Annotated in this window: 14 protein-coding genes; 9 read left to right on the top strand and 5 right to left on the bottom strand. The window is 71.9% G+C overall.

Annotated features, from left to right (window positions below; all coding sequences use genetic code 11):
* Positions 1 to 351 precede the first annotated feature (351 nt).
* Positions 352 to 1,878, top strand: coding sequence for an MFS transporter (locus AB0J42_RS31825; protein WP_364301005.1), 1,527 nt, complete (start codon positions 352 to 354; stop codon positions 1,876 to 1,878).
* Here AB0J42_RS31825 and AB0J42_RS31820 read toward each other — a convergent pair.
* Together AB0J42_RS31820 and AB0J42_RS31815 are read right to left on the bottom strand one after the other, a co-directional pair.
* Complete coding sequence (locus AB0J42_RS31820) at positions 1,875 to 2,270, bottom strand: cold-shock protein (protein ID WP_364301003.1); 396 nt, start codon at positions 2,268 to 2,270, stop codon at positions 1,875 to 1,877. The genes AB0J42_RS31825 and AB0J42_RS31820 overlap by 4 nt on opposite strands.
* A 90-nt stretch (positions 2,271 to 2,360) precedes the next feature.
* A complete protein-coding gene (locus AB0J42_RS31815; RefSeq protein WP_364301001.1) occupies positions 2,361 to 2,981 on the bottom strand; it encodes an HAD family hydrolase in 621 nt (206 codons plus the stop codon).
* Between the two features lie 143 nt (positions 2,982 to 3,124).
* Between AB0J42_RS31815 and AB0J42_RS31810 the strand changes: the two genes are divergently transcribed.
* Positions 3,125 to 3,793, top strand: a complete 669-nt coding sequence (locus AB0J42_RS31810) for a TetR/AcrR family transcriptional regulator (RefSeq protein WP_364300999.1) — start codon at positions 3,125 to 3,127, stop codon at positions 3,791 to 3,793.
* On the opposite strand, the gene AB0J42_RS31805 is transcribed toward AB0J42_RS31810, so the two are convergent.
* Positions 3,784 to 4,554, bottom strand: a complete 771-nt coding sequence (locus AB0J42_RS31805) for a hypothetical protein (RefSeq protein WP_364300998.1) — start codon at positions 4,552 to 4,554, stop codon at positions 3,784 to 3,786. The genes AB0J42_RS31810 and AB0J42_RS31805 overlap by 10 nt on opposite strands.
* 45 nt (positions 4,555 to 4,599) lie before the next feature.
* On the opposite strand from AB0J42_RS31805, the gene AB0J42_RS31800 reads away from it, so the two are divergent.
* The 4 genes from AB0J42_RS31800 (at position 4,600) to AB0J42_RS31785 (ending at position 10,620) form a co-directional block, all read left to right on the top strand.
* Positions 4,600 to 6,930, top strand: a complete 2,331-nt coding sequence (locus AB0J42_RS31800) for a helicase C-terminal domain-containing protein (RefSeq protein WP_364300996.1) — start codon at positions 4,600 to 4,602, stop codon at positions 6,928 to 6,930.
* Between the two features lie 94 nt (positions 6,931 to 7,024).
* Positions 7,025 to 8,506, top strand: a complete 1,482-nt coding sequence (locus AB0J42_RS31795; protein WP_364300994.1) for an AMP-binding protein — start codon at positions 7,025 to 7,027, stop codon at positions 8,504 to 8,506.
* A gap of 60 nt (positions 8,507 to 8,566) precedes the next feature.
* Complete coding sequence (locus AB0J42_RS31790) at positions 8,567 to 8,905, top strand: hypothetical protein (protein WP_364300992.1); 339 nt, start codon at positions 8,567 to 8,569, stop codon at positions 8,903 to 8,905.
* A gap of 62 nt (positions 8,906 to 8,967) precedes the next feature.
* On the top strand, positions 8,968 to 10,620 hold the full coding sequence (locus tag AB0J42_RS31785; protein ID WP_364300989.1) for a DNA repair helicase XPB: 1,653 nt from the start codon (positions 8,968 to 8,970) through the stop codon (positions 10,618 to 10,620).
* 207 nt (positions 10,621 to 10,827) lie between these two features.
* Here the strand turns inward: AB0J42_RS31785 and AB0J42_RS31780 are convergent, their stop codons facing one another.
* Positions 10,828 to 11,151: a hypothetical protein gene (locus AB0J42_RS31780; protein WP_364300987.1), complete on the bottom strand. Its 324-nt coding sequence runs from the start codon at positions 11,149 to 11,151 to the stop codon at positions 10,828 to 10,830.
* Between the two features lie 120 nt (positions 11,152 to 11,271).
* Between AB0J42_RS31780 and AB0J42_RS31775 the strand changes: the two genes are divergently transcribed.
* The 3 genes from AB0J42_RS31775 to AB0J42_RS31765 all read left to right on the top strand — a co-directional run bounded on the left by AB0J42_RS31775 (position 11,272) and on the right by AB0J42_RS31765 (position 14,720).
* Complete coding sequence (locus AB0J42_RS31775) at positions 11,272 to 13,269, top strand: AAA family ATPase (RefSeq protein ID WP_364300985.1); 1,998 nt, start codon at positions 11,272 to 11,274, stop codon at positions 13,267 to 13,269.
* Between the two features lie 433 nt (positions 13,270 to 13,702).
* Positions 13,703 to 14,233 (top strand): YbhB/YbcL family Raf kinase inhibitor-like protein, encoded by a 531-nt coding sequence (locus tag AB0J42_RS31770; RefSeq protein WP_364300983.1) that lies wholly within the window; start codon positions 13,703 to 13,705, stop codon positions 14,231 to 14,233.
* Positions 14,234 to 14,294: 61 nt separating this feature from the next.
* Positions 14,295 to 14,720, top strand: coding sequence for a GNAT family N-acetyltransferase (locus tag AB0J42_RS31765; RefSeq protein WP_364300981.1), 426 nt, complete (start codon positions 14,295 to 14,297; stop codon positions 14,718 to 14,720).
* Between the two features lie 164 nt (positions 14,721 to 14,884).
* On the opposite strand, the gene groEL is transcribed toward AB0J42_RS31765, so the two are convergent.
* A partial coding sequence (gene groEL, locus AB0J42_RS31760) for a chaperonin GroEL (RefSeq protein WP_364300979.1) occupies positions 14,885 to 16,036 on the bottom strand: 1,152 nt, incomplete at its 5' end.

The raw sequence follows: 16,036 nt of genomic DNA, 5'->3' as shown, positions 1-16,036 counted from the left end.
GAAAGGTGCTGTTCGCTCACGCTTTCATTCTCACCCATGCCCGTGCATGCCGGGGCCGAGTAAGCGGCATTCCCCCCGAAGTCCACCAGGAAACCTCGCCCCTGTCACCCTCCCCGCGAGATCTGCAGACCGTTTCCCCGAGCGCCGCACGCGAGGGACAGGTCAGAAACCTGGCCACCGTCACCCCCGGCGGGGTCTACCAGACCGCCGCACGCGAACCTCGCCCCTGTCACTCTCTCGTGAGATCTACCAGACCGTTTCCCGGGGCGACGTACGCGAGGGACAGATGTCGACAAGAGGTGCAGAACACAGGGTGAGGGTTGGCGGGGCGATCGGGTAAGACTGGTAGGCGTGGAGGGTGGCTGGGAGCGCGCACGCGACCTCTCCCGGCGTGCGGGGCGCGGCGTCGCCGACGCGGGCCGGGCAGCCGCCCGCGCGGGCAAGGCGACCGCGGGCGGCACCGTCCGCGCCGGGAAGGCCACCGCGGGCGCGGCGCGCGCGGTCGGCCGGGCCACCCGCCGCCTCACCCACGCCGGCGGCGCCGACCGCACCGGCCTGGGCCGGCTGATCGAGCTCACCGCGAGCCACAGCGCCGGTGACACTCTCGTCACGGTCGCGCTGGCCGGCACCGTCTTCTTCGGGGTGCCCGTCGGCGAGGCCCGCGGCCCGGTGGCGCTCTACCTGGTCATCACGATGCTGCCGTTCGCCCTGCTGGCGCCGTTCGTGGGGCCGATCCTCGACCGGTTCCGGTCCGGCCGGCGCTACGTCATGGCGGGCACGCTGTTCGGCCGCGGCCTGCTCTGCTTCGCGATGGCGGCGGCGGTCGGCCCGCAGGACCTGCTGACGCTCTTCGCGGGCGCGCTGGGCGTGCTGGTGCTGTCGAAGGCGTACAACGTGTCGCGTGCCGCGATCATGCCGAGCGTGCTGCCGGCCGACATCACGCTGGTGTCGGCGAACGCCAGGGTGGCGCTGTTCTCGCTGGTGACGGCGGGCGTGATGGTGCCGATCGGGGCGGGGCTGACGCTCTGGCTGGGCAGCGCCACGATGCTGCGCCTGGCGATGGTGGTGTTCTTCGCGGCGGGGGTGTTCGCGGTGCGGCTGCCGCGCCACGTCGACTCGCCCGACCTGGAGGAGGAGGCCCCGGCGGAGGGCAGGGCGACGCGCTGGCGGACGCTGCTCCAGGTGGGCCCGGCGGTGGCCGAGGCCGTCTGGGCGAACGTCGCCATCCGGCTGTTCTCCGGCTTCCTGCTGTTCTTCCTGCTCTTCCTGGTGCAGGACAAGGCGGTGCCGTGGCTGGCGCCGGCCGCGCCCGACCCGTTCTTCGACACGCCCAAGACGATCGGGCTGCTGGCTCTCGCCGCCGGGCTTGGCGGCCTGATCGGCGCGGTGATCGCCAACTGGACGCGCAACCACGCGCCGGGCCTGATCGTCCTGCTCACGCTCGCCACGACGGCGGCGACGGCCGTCACGACCGCGGTCCTGTTCGGGCTCTGGGCGGCGGTGGCCATCTCAGTGATCACCGCGTTCGCCCAGGAGCTCGGCAAGCTCGCGCTGGACGCGATCGTGCAGCGCGAGATCGGCGAGGAGGTCCGCTCGTCCACGTTCGGCGTGGTCGAGGCGTTCCTGCAGCTCGCCTGGGTGTTCGGGGGCCTGATCGGGCTCGGGCTGTCACTGACCGGGAGCAGCGCGGCCGGGCTGGTCACGCTGGCCTCGGTGCTCACGCTCACGCTCGGCTGGCTGGTCGTGCGGCGCCGCGCCCGCGTCCGGGCGGCCAACGTGCGCGCTCAGCAGGCCGCCGCGCACGCCGAGACGGCCCCGTACGCTCCCTCCGAGGCCGTCGACGGCACCGAACCCCTGACGAACCCGCCCTGGACCTAGGCGTCGAGGTCGTCGGCGACCGCGCGGAGCACCACGGCCACCTGCTTGGCCTGCGCGCCGTCGGGATGCTTGCCCCGGCGGTAGGACGTCGACAGCCCGTCGAGCAGCTTGATCAGGTCCTCCACGATCACCACCATCTCGTCGGGCTTCTTCCGCCTGCCCTTGGGCTTGACCTTGGCCAGCGTGGGCGGCTGCTCCAGGATCCGCACGGAGAGCGCCTGCTGACCGCGCCTGCCCTCGGCGACGCCGAACTCGACCTTCTGCCCAGGCTTGAGAGGCCCGGCACCGGCCGGCAGCGCGGAGGAATGCACGAAGACCTCACCGCCGTCATCGCGGGTGAGGAAGCCGAATCCCTTGTCGGCGTCGTACCACTTGACCTTGCCAGTCGGCACAGGACGACCTCGTTCAAACGTCGTGATTGGGTGAATGGAAGTAGGTTATGCCCCGTAGCGGGGCAGGGCGACCAGGTAATTGCCGGTGAATTACACGAGTTCGTGACGTCGTTGCCAATCTGTGAACCAATCGGCAAATTCCGTCAGATCGTCCAGGGCCACGTCGGCGCCGTGTTCTCGCAGCTCACCGGCGGTGTAGGGGCCGGTCGCGACCGTGACGCTGAGGGCGCCGCCGGCCCGCGCCGCCTCGATGTCCGCGACGTGATCCCCGACGTACGCGGCGGCGCCGAAAGCGCTGAGCGCGGCTCCCTTGCCGGCGCCGAAAACGGAGCCCACCACCTCGTCCACGTCGAACCCGAGCCGCCGCACGGTGCTCTTGGCGTCGCGCGGGTTCTTCCCCGTCACCACGATGACCTTGCCGCCGCGGGATTTGACGCTCTCCACGGCCTCGTGCGCGCCGGCCATCGGGACGTGCACCGGCACCCCCACCTCGGGATAGATCTCCCGGTAAAGGTCGGCCGCCGCCGGGATCTCCTCGGGCGGCAGCCAGTTGGCCAGTTCGGCCTCCAGCGGCGGGCCGAGCCTGCTGACGACCACCTGGCTGTCGATGGGCACGCCGAGCCGCGCCGACAGCTCGTCCATCGCCGCCGCGATGCCGATCCGGGTGTCGGCAAGTGTCATGTCCAGGTCGAAACCCACCGAAGTCGCCACACTCGAAGGATGCCAAAGAACGTTCGGCAACGCGTAACGGCGGATGTCGTGGCACCGTAGTCCCCGGAAGGTCACATCCCCCCGGCAGTCCAGGCCTCACCGGGCCGGCGGCTACCCTCCACTGCGGAGGTATCTCAGACGACATGACCAGATCGCCGAGCACGGGAGCCACAGGTGGCCCGCCCGCCAAGGCCGCCACCCACACCCGCGAGCGGATCATCCACGAGTCTCTGCGGCTCTTCGCCGAACGCGGCTACGCCGCCACGTCCGTGGCGGAGATCGAGGCCGCCTCGGGCCTCTCGCCGGGCGCCGGCGGGCTCTACCGGCACTTCAAGTCCAAGTACGAGGTGCTGTCGGCGGCGATCAACGAGCACGCCGCCAGGACTCGCGGGCAGGTCGCCGAGAGCCTCGCCGAGCTGAGCGCCATGGAGTCCTCCAGTGACCTGGAGGAGCGGCTGTCGCACCTGTGCCGGGCGGGCCTGGCCAAGGTGCGCGAGGAGTCGGAGCTGACCCGGATCTTCTTCCGTGATCTGAGCCAGTTCCCCGAGCTGGTGGCGGTGGTCCGGCAGGGGCTGCTGCAGCCGATGTTCGACGCCTTCGTGACCTGGTTCGAGCAGCAGCCCGAGTACCGGTCGGCGGACGTCGACTGGCCGGGCGTCGCCGCCGTGCTCGGCGGCGCGGTCCTGCAGTACGGGCTGTTCCAGGAGACTGTGGGCGACGCGCCCGGGCACACGGAGCGGGACCGGTTCGTGGCCGCCTGGGTGCGGCTGGCCGTCGGGATGCTGCCGGCGCCCGCGCCGGTTCACTCCTGATCGACCAGCCGGTAGGCCAGCCAGGCCACGCCGACGCCGGTGCCGACCATGAACATGACGCCGCTGGCGTTGAAGAACTCGACCACGAACGCCCCCAGACCGGGCTCGCCGCCGACCCGGAGACCCCCCACGATCAGCCCTCCCGCGGTGTAGCCGAGCAGGGGGGCGCAGACGCCGATCAGCCGGTCGCGCAGGGCCCAGGCGCCGCTCGCCATCACCATCACCGAACCGGCCGCCCAGGCGATCACCGGCACCTGGAAGATGGCCACCGGCGCCAGGTCGAAGGGCACCAGCAGCGCGGCCACCGCGAGCACCACCAGGGCGGCGGCCTCCCGGGGATGCCGCTTGACCGCGATCCTGGCGTCACTGCCTTCGGTGACCATCGGGTTCGCCACCGACATGGCGGCCCTGCGCAGGCCCGCGAACGGCATCCCGAGCTCCCGCCGGTCCTCCGGCACGTCGTCGCGGATCCGCGGGTGCGCGGCGGTCGCCTCCTCCCCTGACGCTCCCGCCCCGGCGGGGACGGGCGCGGCCTGGGCGAGCCGGCGGGCCTCGCGCTCCACCAGCAGCACCGGGTCGCCGAACCGGGCCAGCAACCGGGCCACGTCCCCGGCGCCGTCGCCGGCGCGCCGCTCCTCCTCGATCCTGGCCCGCAGCCGCCGGGCGAAGTCGACCCGCTGCTCCGGGCTCAGCACGCCGTGGGCCGCGTCGGCCGCCTTGCTGACGTAGTTGAGGATCATCTGGTCGGCTCGCTCGATCACGCCTGGCAATGCTGCCGCAATCAGCAGGGACATACCATGGCAACGATGGAGTTCACGGAGTGGATCAGGGGACGCACCGACGAGCAGTTGCGGGCGCTGGTGACCGCGCGTCCCGAGCTGATCACTCCTGTGCCCGCGCATCTGGAGGGCCTGGCCGCCCGCGCGAGCAGCCCGTCGGCCATCGCCCGGGTGCTCGACCGGCTCGACCGCTTCACGCTGGCCGTGATCGAGACGCTGGCCGTGCGCGACGGCCCGATCAGGAAGACCGCGCTGCGCGAGCTGATCGGGGCGGCGCTCGCGGCGGGCAAGCCCGAGCCCGCCCTGACGGCCGCCCTCGACCGGCTGCGCGACCTGGCGCTGGTGTACGGGCCGGACACCGCCCTGGAGCCGGCCCCGGGCGTACGGAAGGTGCTGGAGGACCCGGCCGGGCTGGGCCCGCCGGCCGACGTGGCCTTCCGCCACCATGCGGCGGAGCGGCTCGACGAGATCGCCGACGACGTCGCCCCGGGTATACCGGGCAGTGGCAGGGAACGCCTGGCGGCGGCGCTGGCCGAGCCGGGCAAGCTGATCGACGAGGTGTCGCCGGAGGCGCGGGCCGCGCTGGAGCAGCTCGCGTGGGGCCCGCCGACCGGCCGGCTGCCGAACGCCCGGCGCGAGGTGAGCGTCGCCTCCGCCCGCTCGCCGATCGAGGAGCTGCTGGCCCGCGGCCTGCTGGCGGCCACCGGCGACGAGAGCGTGACGCTCCCCCGCGAGGTCGGCCTCCACCTGCGCGGCGGCCAGGTCCACCGCGACCTGGTGGCGCTGCCGCCCGAGCTGGAGGGCACCGCGCGCGACCAGGTGCTGGCCGACCGGACGGCGGCCGGGCAGGCGTTCACGTTCGTGCGGGCCGTGGAGGAGCTGTGCGAGCGGTGGAGCATCGACCCGCCGGGCGTGCTCCGTACCGGAGGTCTGGGCGTGCGCGACATGAAGCGCACGGCGACCGAGCTGGACCTGCCCGAGTGGGCGGCCGCGCTGGTGGTCGAGGTCGCGTACGCGGCGGGGCTGATCGCGGCGGGCGGCAGCGTCGACGGCGAGTGGCTGCCGACCTCCGGCTACGACCTGTGGCGGGTCAGGCCGACCGCCGACCGGTGGGTGGCGCTGGCCGCGGCCTGGCTGACGATGGACCGGGTGCCCGGCCTCGTGGGCGAGCGCGACGACCGTGACAAGCCGGTCAACGCCCTCCATCCCGACCTGCGCCGCTCGTCGGCCGCCGGGGTGCGGGCGGCCACGCTGGGCGTGCTGGCGTCCGCGCCCGGGCTCGCGCCCTCGCGCGATTCGGTGCTGGAACGGCTCGCCTGGGAGCAGCCGCGCCGCCGGGGGCCGCTGCGCGAGCAACTGACGGAGTTCGCGCTGCGGGAGGCCGAGCAGCTCGGCGTCACCGGGCTGGGCGCGCTGTCGGGCCACGGGCGGGCGCTGACCGGCGGCCAGGAGGCCGCGCCGGTGCTGGCCCCGCTGCTGCCCGAACCGGTCGATCACGTGCTGCTCCAGGCCGACCTGACCGCGGTCGCGCCCGGGCCGCTGACGAGCGAGCTGAACCGCTGGATGACGCTCGCCGCCGACGTGGAGTCCAAAGGCGGCGCGACCGTCTACCGGTTCAGCGAGAGCTCGGTCCGGCGCGCACTGGACGCCGGTCAGGCCGCCGAGGAGCTGCTGGCCATGCTGGAGCGCCACTCGGCCACGCCGGTCCCGCAGGCGCTCTCGTACCTCGTCACCGACGTGGCGCGGCGGCACGGCCGGATCCGGGTCGGCACCGCCGGCGCCTACATCCGCTGCGACGACCCCGCCATGCTCGACCAGATCGTCGCCGACCGGCGCTCGGCGGCGCTCCGCCTGCGCAGGCTGGCGCCCACCGTGATCGCCTCCCGCTCGTCGCGGGCGGTGCTGGTCGACTCGCTCCGCGCCATGGGGTACGCGCCCGTACCGGAGTCGCTGGACGGCGACGTGATCATCTCCCAGCTCGACAGCAGGCGCACCGAGGGGCCCGCCCCGGTCCGCCAGGTGACCTCGGCCGGCGTCCCCGACCCGGGGGTGGCGGCGGCGGCCGTGCGGGCGCTGCGCGCCGGCGACGCGGCCCACCTGTCCCGCCGCGAGCCGGTGGGCGCCCCGGACGGCCAGGTCCCCCGCACCCCCGCGACGGCCACGATCACCAGGCTGCAGGACGCGATCCGGCAGGGCGAGCGGGTCTGGATCGGCTACACCGACTCCCAGGGCAACGCCACCTCCCGCATCCTGGAGCCGGCCCGGATGGAGGGCGGCTACCTGACCGCCTACGACGAGACCCGGGCCGCCGTCCACCGCTTCGCCCTCCACCGCATCACCGGCGTATCCGGCATCTGACCGGCCTTGACGCCGAGCCGCCATCCATCGCTTCACCCTGCACCCGTATCTGATCGGGGTTGACGGCAAGCTGCGGGCCGCAGAGGTTAGGGATGTGACCGAGCAGACGCTGGGCGGCCTCGCCGAGGAGTCGTGGAGCAGGTTCGGCGACTACGACGCGCTCTTCTACGAGGGCGTCTGGCATCGCAGCCACGACCTGGCTGAGCGGTCCCGGCGCGCCTGCGGAGGGTTCGTCGCGGCCGGGATCCGGCCCGGCGACCGGGTGGTCGTGATGATGGCCACCTCCCCCGAGGTCCCGCTCGTCTGCCAGGCCCTGTGGGCGGCGGGCGCGGTGGTGACGCCCGTGGTGTTCCTGGTGGGCGCCGGCGAGCTGCGGCACATCCTGCTCGACAGCGGCGCCGTCGCCGTGGTGACCTCGCCGGAGCTGGTGGACACCGTACGGGAGACCGGGGTTGACGTGCCCGTGTACGTCGGGACCGCCGAGCTGGAGCGGGCCGCCGAGCACGGCCCGGTGGCGCGCGGCCCGGGCGACCTGGCCGCGCTGATGTACACGGGCGGCACCACCGGGCGGGCCAAGGGCGTCATGCTCAGCCACGCGGGCCTGTGGCGGGTAGGCAAGAGCGCCTACGAGCTGTCCCACCAGGAAGGGATCAACCGGGCGATCGTGCCGGTGCCGCTCTCTCACGCGTACGGGCTGATCGTCACCGTGGCGGCGATGCACGCCGCCGAGCCGCCCCAGGCGGTGCTGATGCGCTGGTTCGATGCCGGGCTGTTCCTCCGGCTCGCCGCGGAGCAGCGGGTCCAGTACGGCACGGTGGTGCCCGCCATGCTGCGGATGCTGCTGGCCGAGCCGCTGGAGGAGCATCCGCTGCCCGACCTGGCCTTCCTCACCTGCGGGGCGGCGCCGCTCGGCCGGGACGTGCTGACGGAGTTCGAGCGCCGGATGCCGGGCGTGACGGTGCTGGAGGGGTACGGGCTGACCGAGACCAGCGCCGTGACCACGTTCAACCCGCCGGCGCGGCGCAAGCCCGGCAGCGTGGGCCTGCCGCTGCCCGGCTACACGATCACGATCCGCGACTCGTCGGGCGAGCCGGTGGAGCAGGGCGACGTGGGCGAGATCTGCGTGTCCGGCGAGGCGCTGATGCTGGGCTACTGGGGCGAGCACGACCCCGACCCCGAGGGCACCGCGCTGGTGGACGGCGAGCTGCGCACCGGCGACCTCGGCTGCCTGGACGACGACGGCTATCTGTACGTGGTCGACAGGAAGAAAGATTTGATCATCAGGGGCGGGTTCAACGTGTTCCCCCGCGACGTGGAGGACGTGCTGGACCAGCACCCCGACGTGGTGATGTCGGGCGTGGTCGGCCGCCCCGACGACCGGCTGGGCGAGGAGGTCGTCGCGTTCGTCCAGCTCACGCCCGGCGCCGCGACCACCGCCGAGGAGCTGATCGACTGGGCCAGGCAGCGGGTGGGCCGCGTCAGGTACCCCCGCGAGATCACCTTCGTCGACTCGATCCCGCTCACCAGTGTGCTGAAGCTGGACCGCAAGGCGCTGCGGGCGCGGTTCACCGGCTGACGGGATCCGGACCGGGACCCTCCCGATCCGTGATATTTCTTGACCCGTCAGGGAGGTGGCATGGGTCAGGACGATTACCCCTATCAGCCGTACGGAGCCCCGTACGGGCAGCAGCCGCCTCCGTCCTACGGCTACGGTTACCCGCCGCCCCAGCCCCGCAACGACCCGAACGTCAGCGGCATCGTCTCCCTCGTGCTCAACCTCCTCAGCATCGTCTCCTGCTGCAACGTCCTCGGCATCGCCGGCGCGGTCCTGGCCGGGCTGTCCCTGCGCGGCGGGCAGGATCCGGCGAAGGTCCGCACGCTGACCAGGTCGAGCTGGGTGGTCATGGTGGCGGGCTTCGCGGCGATGGCCTTACTCTTCGTCTACCTCGGCGTCACCGGCGAATTCGACGACTGACCCCTGTTCAGGGACTGTTTCGGCCGTCCGGCGTGTTGGATAGTTCTCAACCGCTCGAAGGGATGGCAGTGAACGACGGCCCGCTCATCGTCCAATCCGACAAGACGCTGCTGCTCGAAGTCGACCACGAGAAGGCCGACGAGTGCCGCAAGGCGATCGCGCCGTTCGCGGAGCTCGAACGCGCGCCCGAACACGTGCACACCTACCGGGTCACGCCGCTGGCGCTGTGGAACGCCCGCGCCGCCGGGCACGACGCCGAGCAGGTGGTCGACGCGCTGATCAGCTACAGCCGCTATCCGGTGCCGCACGCCCTGCTCGTGGACGTCGCCGAGACCATGGCCCGCTACGGCCGGCTCAGGCTGGAGAAGCACCCCGTCCACGGGCTGACGCTGACCTCCACCGACCGGGCCGTGCTCGAAGAGGTGCTGCGCGCCAAGAAGATCAAGCCGATGCTGGGCGAGCGCGTCGGCGACGACACCGTCATCGTCCACCCGAGCGACCGCGGCAACATCAAGCAGGCGCTGCTCAAGCTGGGCTGGCCCGCCGAGGACCTGGCGGGTTACGTCGACGGCGAGCACCACCCGATCAAGCTCGTCCAGGAAGACTGGGAGCTCCGGCCCTACCAGCGGGACGCGGCCGACGCGTTCTGGCACGGCGGCTCCGGGGTGATCGTGCTGCCCTGCGGCGCCGGCAAGACCATCGTCGGCGCGGCCGCGATGGCGCATGCCCAGGCGACGACGCTGATCCTGGTCACCAACACGGTCAGCGCCCACCAGTGGCGGCAGGAGCTGCTCAAGCGCACCTCGCTGACCGAGGACGAGATCGGCGAGTACTCCGGCGCCAAGAAGGAGATCCGCCCGGTCACCATCGCCACCTACCAGGTCATGACGGCCCGGCGGAAGGGCGTCTACAGCCATCTGGAGCTGTTCGACGCCCGCGACTGGGGCCTGGTCGTCTACGACGAGGTCCACCTGCTGCCCGCGCCGATCTTCCGGATGACGGCCGATCTGCAGGCCCGCCGGCGTGTCGGCCTGACCGCGACGCTGGTGCGCGAGGACGGCCGCGAGGGCGACGTGTTCTCGCTGATCGGCCCCAAGCGCTACGACGCGCCCTGGAAGGAGATGGAGAACCAGGGCTGGATCGCCCCGGCCGACTGCGTCGAGGTGCGGGTGACGCTGACCGACGAGGAGCGGCTGGCGTACGCGATGGCCGGGGACGATGAGCGCTACCGCTTCTGCGCCACCACCCCGTCCAAGACGCGGGTCACCGCGGCGCTGGTCCGCCGCCACCTGGGCGACCAGGTGCTGGTGATCGGCCAGTACATCGACCAGCTCGACGAGCTGGGCGAGCACCTGAACGCGCCGGTGATCAAGGGTGAGACCCGGGTCAAGGAGCGTGAGCGGCTCTACCAGGCCTTCCGCGACAAGGAGATCCAGGTCCTGGTGGTGTCGAAGGTGGCCAACTTCTCCATCGACCTGCCGGAGGCGAGCGTGGCCATCCAGGTGTCGGGGACGTTCGGGTCCCGGCAGGAGGAGGCGCAGCGGCTGGGGCGGGTGCTGCGGCCCAAGGCCGACGGGGGCGGGGCGCGGTTCTACACCGTGGTCAGCCGCGACACGGTGGACCAGGAGTTCGCGGCGCACCGGCAGCGGTTCCTGGCCGAGCAGGGGTACGCGTACTCGATCGTCGACGCGGACGACGTGCTGGGCGGGGTGTGAGCCTGGCCGCTCGCGGAGCGGCCAGGCGGCCGGGTCTTATGTCCACGACACCCCACGGGTCGCCGACATACGAACCACCCCCCTCACTGCGTCCTCACACCGCCGCTACTAAGTGCGGCTGCGACATACCCGATGATCCGGCAAAGCCACCTGGTATGCCCGGATTTTGCGGCATTTCGTTACATGTCCGCCGTTTGCGATAAAAGCTCACTTAGCGAGCAGGCCGCCGAGGAAGAGCACCCCTTCCGCGACCACCCACGACACCACGCCCATCACCAGGAACCGGGTGAACGTCCGCTCGTCGTTCCGCGACACCGGCAGCACCCACGCGGCCACCGTCAGAAAGGCGCCACCCGCCGCGAACAGCCACGACACCGACGAGAACGCGGTGAGCCGCCGCACACACGCCGCCGACCCGTCACCGGAGCAGAAGGCCTCGAAACCCCACCCGGCGAACACCGACAGCGCCCAGAGGACGGCGAGCAGCACGCTGGCGATGGTGGGCAGAACCGGCGAGAAACCCAGGCGCACGGGCACTTCCTACCCCTCCCCCGCACCGGCTAAATGCTTTGGCCCCTCCTGACAGCCGCACTAAACTGGTCGGCTCGCTACCTCTGACCACCACCTCCGACCACCGGGAGGCGCTTCCGCATGCCCACAGACCAGCTGGCCCCCGACATACCCTCCGACGTCCTCGCCGCCGAACAGGCCCATCTGGCCGCGTCCAGAGCCGCGCTCGCCGCCATGCGCGCCCACGCGCAGTCCCTGTCGGCCGACGCCGCCGGCGACTGGGTGTCGCAGCAGATCCTCCAGTCGCTGCTCGACCAGCGCGTCGCCGCCCTCGCCGACCACCCCGACACGCCGCTCTTCTTCGGCCGCCTCGACCGCGCCGCCGGCGACGACCTGCCGCCCACCATCCACGTCGGCCGCCGCCACGTCCACGACGGCGACAGCCGCCCCCTCGTCATCGACTGGCGCGCCCCCATGTCCCGCGCCTTCTACCAGGCCAGCCCCGCCGACCCGATGGGCGTCACACTCCGCCGCCGCTTCGGCTACCGGGGCGGCCTGCTCACCGCGTACGAGGACGAACGCCTGGACCAGGCCACCGAGCTCGGCCCCTCCCGCATCCTCACCGAGGAGATCGAACGCCCGCGCACCGGCCCGATGCGCGACATCGTGGCCACCATCCAGCCCGACCAGGACGAGATCGTCCGCGCCGAGCTCGCCCGTACGGTCTGCGTCCAGGGCGCACCGGGCACCGGGAAGACAGCGGTCGGCCTGCACCGGGCCGCCTACCTGCTCTTCACCCACCGCGAGCGGCTGGCCAGGAGCGGCGTCATGATCGTCGGACCGAACCGGGCCTTCCTCTCCTACATCTCCTCCGTGCTGCCCGCGCTCGGCGAGGTGAAGGTCGACCAGACCACCGTGGCCGCCCTGCTCGGCGACCACGCCGCCCCGGAAGACCCCGAGGTGGCCGCCGTCAAAGGCGACGCCCGGATGGCCAAGGTGCTGCACCGCGCCCTCTGGCTGCACGTCGTCAAACCGGAGGAAGGGCTCGTCTACGCCAAGGGCTCCTACCGCCACCGGGTCGCCGACTACGAGGTGCGCGAGATCGTCGCCTCGCTCCGCGGCACCACCCGCTACGCTCCCGGCCGCGCCGCGCTCGCCCAGCGTCTCGCACACCAGGTGCTGGTACGGATGGAACAGCGCGGAGAGTCACCCGACGACCGGGTGCAGGACGCGGTGGCCCGGTCCAAGCCCGTCAAACAGCTGGTCGACGCGGTCTGGCCGAAGCTGGTGCCCGAACAGGTGCTCTACCGGCTGCTGTCGGACGAGGACTTCCTCGCCAGGGCCGCCAGATCCGACCTGACGCCCGACGAGCAGCGGCTCCTGATCTGGCGCAAACCGTACCGGAGCTGGAAGTCCGCCAAGTGGAGCGCCGCCGACGCGGCGCTCCTCGACGAACTGGGCGACCTGATCGAGCGCACGCCCTCACTCGGCCACCTCGTGGTGGACGAGGCGCAGGACCTGTCGGAGATGCAGCTGCGCGCGCTCGGGCGGCGCTGCCGCAACGGCTCCGCCACCGTCCTCGGCGACCTGGCGCAGGGCACCACCCCCTGGTCCACCACGTCGTGGCAGTCCGTCCTCACCCACCTGGGGCAGGACGGCCAGGTCACCGAGCTGACGCTGGGCTTCCGCGTGCCCCGCGAAGTCCTCGACTACGCCGCCCGCCTGCTGCCGGCGATCGCCCCCGGCCTCGCCGCGCCCCAGTCCCTGCGGCCCGGCGCCGGCTCACTCTCCGTCCGCCCCAGCGGCGACCTGCGCGACGCGGTCCTGGACGCGCTCGGCCGCGAGGGCTCCATCGGCGTCATCGTCCCCGAGACCGCCGTCACCGCGGTCTCGGCGTCGCTCGCCGGCGTCGCGCACGCCGTCCTCGACCCCGACTCCGTCCAGGAACACCGCCTCCTGATCGTTCCGGCGACCCTCGCCAAGGGCCTGGAGTACGACCACGTCATCGTCGTCGAACCGGCCGACATCGTCGCCGCCGAGCCCCGCGGCCTGGCCCGCCTCTATGTGGCGCTCACCCGTGCCGTCACCTCGCTCACGGTCCTCCACCACAAACCTCTCCCACCCCAGCTCGCGTCGTAAGCGTGCACAAACCCCTCGCACGCCAACTCACACCACGAACGGGCACACCCCCTCGCACGGCAGCTCGCCTCGTAAACGGGCACGAACCTCTCGCACGCCAACTCACGCCGTGGATGGGCACAACCCCTCCCACCCCAGCTCGCGTCGTGGACGGGCGCAAGCCCTTCCACCCAGCTCGCGGAGTGGGCGGGCACAACCCCTCGCACGGCGGCTCGTGGCGTGGACGGGCACAGCCCCTCCCACGCAGCTCGTGGCGTGAGCGGGCACAACCCCCACCCCAGTTCGCGGCGTGAGCGGGCACAACCCCCAACCCCAGTTCGCGACGTGAGCGGGCACACACCCTCCCGCCCGGCTGGGGTCGTGAGCGGGCGGTGGCGGGGTAGGGGTCGACTTCTAGGATGACCTTCAAAGAAGTCTCACCAAGGAGGATGCCGTGCCAGCACCGCTGCCACACGAACACCTGCCGCAGGTTCCCGCGCTCACGGTCCGCAGCGACGACATCCAGGACGGGGAGCGCCTCAGCGACCTGCACGTCTTCAACGACTGGGGCATGACGGGCCAGAACCTGTCCCCCAGCCTGCGCTGGTCCGACGCCCCGGCCGAGACGCGGAGCTACGCGGTGACGTGCTTCGACCCGGACGCGCCGACAGGCAGCGGTTTCTGGCACTGGGTGCTGTTCGACATCCCGGCGTCGGTCACCGAGCTGCCCACGGGCGCCGGCACCGCGCCGGACTTCAAGGGCCTGCCGGAGGGCGCCAAGCACGCCCGCAACGACTACGGCGTCAAGGCGTACGGCGGCTCCGCTCCCCCTCCGGGCGACCCGCACCGCTACGTGTTCACCGTGCACGCGCTCAGCGTCGACACGCTGGGCGTCGACTCCGACGCCAGCCCGGCCGTGGTGGGCTTCAACATCACCGCCAACACCCTGGCGCGCGGCCACATCATCACCCACTTCGGAGTGTGACCCGCGAGCGCACCGCCTCCCCACACGGGGAGGCGGTGCCGCGGTGGGTAGGTTCCGGCCCGTGAGTGATCTCATGATCCGTACGGGGCGCCGAGAGGACGTCGGAGCCGTCCTGGAGTTCTGGCAGCACGCAGCCGAGGGCACCGACCGCCACGATTCGCCGGAGAAGGTGCGGGCGCTGATAGACCGGGACCCGGAGGCGCTGTTCCTGGCCGAGCTGGAGGGGGAGCTCGCCGGAACCGTGATCGCGGGATGGGACGGGTGGCGCGCCCACCTCTACCGCCTGGCCGTGCATCCCCGCCTGCGCCGCAGGGGCATCGCGACCGCGTTACTGGCCGCCGCCGGGGAGCGGTTCGCCGCGTTCGGGGCCTTCCGGGCGGACGCGATGGTGCTGCACGAGAACACGCTCGCGCACCGCGTGTGGGGCGCCGCCGGATACGCGCCGCAACCACAATGGGCCCGGTGGGTCAAACCCCTTTCGGAGTGACCCCGCCCGGCAAACAGAATACGTTTTCTGCGGAGTCGGGTATATCGGAACGTTATCGGCCGTCTACGGAAAGTGGCAGCCCGCGGAAAGGCCGCCCGTAAAAAACAGAACGGCCCGTACCGGAAACACCGGTACGGGCCGTTCTACGCGAACGTCGGACCCGATTAGAAGTCCATGTCGCCGCCGCCGGGCATACCGGCGGGAGCAGCCGGGGTCTTCTCCGGCTTCTCGGCGATGACGGCCTCGGTCGTCAGGAACAGGCCCGCGATCGAGGCGGCGTTCTGCAGGGCGGAGCGCGTCACCTTGGCCGGGTCGATGATGCCGGCCTCGAACATGTTGACGTACTCGCCGCTGGCCGCGTCGAGGCCCTCACCCGGGGTGAGGTTGCGGACGCGCTCGACGATCACGCCGCCCTCCAGGCCGGCGTTGACCGCGATCTGCTTGAGCGGCTCCTCCAGCGCCTTGCGGACGATGGCGGCACCGGTGGCCTCGTCGCCGGACAGCTCCAGCTTGTCGAAGGCCTTGGCGCCGGCCTGCAGCAGGGCCACGCCACCGCCGGGGACGATGCCCTCCTCGACGGCCGCCTTGGCGTTGCGGACGGCGTCCTCGATGCGGTGCTTGCGCTCCTTCAGCTCGACCTCGGTGGCGGCGCCGGCCTTGATGACGGCCACACCGCCGGCCAGCTTGGCCAGCCGCTCCTGGAGCTTCTCGCGGTCGTAGTCGGAGTCGGTACGCTCGATCTCGGCGCGGATCTCGTTGACCCGGCCGGCGATCGCGTCGGCGTCACCGGCGCCGTCGACGATCGTGGTCTCGTCCTTGGTGACGACCACCTTGCGGGCCCGGCCCAGCAGGTCGAGGGTGGCGTTCTCCAGCTTGAGGCCGACCTCCTCGGCGATGACCTGGCCGCCGGTGAGGATCGCGATGTCGGCCAGCATGGCCTTGCGGCGGTCGCCGAAGCCGGGGGCCTTGACGGCCACCGAGCGGAACAGGCCGCGGATCTTGTTGACCACCAGGGTGGCCAGGGCCTCGCCCTCGATGTCCTCGGCGATGATCAGGAGCGGCTTGCCGGACTGCACGACCTTGTCGAGCAGCGGCAGCAGGTCCTTGTTGGCCGAGATCTTCGAGTTGACGATCAGGATGTACGGGTCCTCGAGCACGGCCTCCATGCGGTCGGAGTCCGTGACGAAGTACATCGAGGTCATGCCCTTGTCGAAGCGCATACCCTCGGTGAGCTCCAGCTCCAGGCCGAAGGTGTTGCTCTCCTCGACGGTGATGACGCCTTCCTTGCCGACCTTGTCCATCGCCTCGGCGATGAG

It is taken from the genome of Nonomuraea sp. NPDC049649 (genome assembly GCF_040675175.1).
In the GTDB taxonomy this organism is placed as follows: Bacteria; Actinomycetota; Actinomycetes; order Streptosporangiales; family Streptosporangiaceae; genus Nonomuraea.
This window is presented reverse-complemented; position numbering and strand designations above follow the sequence as displayed.

Bases quoted from the DNA above. Each gene is read 5' to 3' on its own strand.
- AB0J42_RS31810 (WP_364300999.1), top strand. From the start codon at position 3,125: ATGACCAGATCGCCGAGCACGGGAGCCACAGGTGGCCCGCCCGCCAAG.
- AB0J42_RS31800 (WP_364300996.1), top strand. From the start codon at position 4,600: ATGGAGTTCACGGAGTGGATCAGGGGACGCACCGACGAGCAGTTGCGG.
- AB0J42_RS31790 (WP_364300992.1), top strand. From the start codon at position 8,567: ATGGGTCAGGACGATTACCCCTATCAGCCGTACGGAGCCCCGTACGGG.
- AB0J42_RS31785 (WP_364300989.1), top strand. From the start codon at position 8,968: ATGGCAGTGAACGACGGCCCGCTCATCGTCCAATCCGACAAGACGCTG.
- AB0J42_RS31775 (WP_364300985.1), top strand. From the start codon at position 11,272: ATGCCCACAGACCAGCTGGCCCCCGACATACCCTCCGACGTCCTCGCC.